This is a genomic window from Pseudoalteromonas luteoviolacea (genome assembly GCF_018100925.1).
Lineage (GTDB): Bacteria > Pseudomonadota > Gammaproteobacteria > Enterobacterales > Alteromonadaceae > Pseudoalteromonas > Pseudoalteromonas obscura.
In genome coordinates this window covers 1-1,984 of sequence record NZ_JAGJEH010000036.1, presented here as the reverse complement: position 1 = coordinate 1,984, position 1,984 = coordinate 1, and the positions used below count along the sequence as shown (strand labels likewise).

1 protein-coding gene is annotated in these 1,984 nt (G+C 46.1%); it reads left to right on the top strand.

The window, feature by feature from the left end:
* The coding region (locus J8M00_RS27885) for an SdrD B-like domain-containing protein (protein WP_211013632.1) at window positions 1–1,984 on the top strand (1,984 nt) is incomplete at both ends.

The window sequence follows — 1,984 nt, the reverse complement described above, 5'->3', positions numbered from 1 at the left end:
AGAAAAGCCAAAAGCGGGAGATAAATCTGTTTCGGGTACCGTGTTCTTCGATGTCGATCAGGACGGCGTAGTCGATTCTAATGACGCGCGATTAAAAGAGATCACAGTCACAATCACGGGTACGGATAAGTATGGTCAGGCAGTAAAGCAGAGTGTAACGACCAATGCCAAAGGTGAGTTCAGCTTTACTGGTTTGATTGAATCAAATACTGATGGTTATACCATCACGCAAACACCAAGCGGGATTTACCAAACAGGTAATCGTTATATCGGTACCAATTCAGGCGTAGTGAGCAATGTCGCAAAAGTCGTGGTGGGCACAGATCCTACCCCTGCGATCCGCTTTACAGAAAAACCTAAGGCCGGTGATAAGTCTATTTCAGGTACCGTATTCTTTGATGTGGACCAAGATGGTGTAGTCGATTCAAATGATGCGCTACTAAAAGACATCCCAGTCACAATCACGGGTACCGATAAGTTTGGTCAGGCAGTAAATTCCGCAACAACGACTAATGCCAAAGGTGAGTTCAGCTTTACTGGCCTGATTGAATCAAATGCAGATGGTTATACCATTACGCAAACACCAAGTTCGATTTACCAAACAGGTAATCGTTATATCGGTACCAATTCAGGTGTAGTGAGCAATGTCGCAAAAGTTGTGGTGGGCACAGATCCAACCCCTGCGATCCGCTTTACAGAAAAGCCAAAAGCCGGTGATAAATCTATTTCAGGTACCGTATTCTTCGATGTCGAGCAAGACGGCGTAGTCGATTCAAATGATGCGTTTTTAAAAGACATCCCAGTCACAATCACAGGTACCGATAAGTTTGGTCAAACAGTAAATGCCACAACAACGACTAACGCCACAGGTGAGTTCAGTTTTACTGGCCTGATTGGATCAAATACTGATGGTTATACCATCACGCAAACACCAAGCGGGATTTACCAAACGGGTAATCGTTATATTGGCAATGAAGCCGGCGTCATCAGCAATATCGCAAAAGTTGCGGTGGGCACAGATCCAACCCCAGCGATCCGCTTTACAGAAAAACCAAAATCGGGTGATAAATCTATTTTAGGTACCGTGTTCTTCGATGTCGATCAGGACGGCGTGGTCGATTCTAATGACGCGCTATTAAAAGACATCACGGTCACAATCACGGGTACGGATAAGTTTGGTCAGGCAGTAAACCTGAGTGTAACGACCAATGCCAAAGGTGAGTTCAGCTTTACAGGCCTGATCGAATCAAATGCAGATGGTTACACCATTACGCAAACACCCAGTGCCACTTACCAAACGGGTAATCGCTATATTGGTAGCGATTCGGGTGTGGTAAGCAATGTCGCTAAAGTCGTGGTGGGCACAGATCCAACGCCTGCGATCCGCTTTACTGAAAAACCAAAAGCCGGTGATAAATCTGTGTCAGGTACAGTGCTCTTCGATGTCGATCAGGACGGCGTAGTCGATTCTAATGACACGCTACTAAAAGACATCACGGTTACAATCACGGGTACAGATAAGTTTGGTCAAACAGTAAATGCCACAACAACGACTAACGCCAAAGGTGAGTTCAGCTTTGAAGGCCTGATCGAATCAAATGCAGATGGCTATACCATCACGCAAACACCGAGTGCCACTTACCAAACGGGTAATCGTTATATCGGTACCAATTCAGGTGTAGTGAGCAATGTCGCAAAAGTCGTGGTGGGCACAGAACCAGCGCCCGCGATCCGCTTTACCGAAAAGCCAAAGGTGGGTGATAAGTCGCTTTTTGGTCGCGTATTTGTTGATATCAACCAAGATGGTACCAACAACGGCAATGACTTTGTCCTTACAGGGATTAAGATCCAGCTGACAGGTCAGGATCTTTACGGTGAAGCGGTGAATCTGCGCACCACAACCGATGCAAATGGCGCCTTTAACTTTGAGGGGCTTCGCGCATCAAATGATGCAGGTTACACAGTTACTCAAGGTACTACTGAG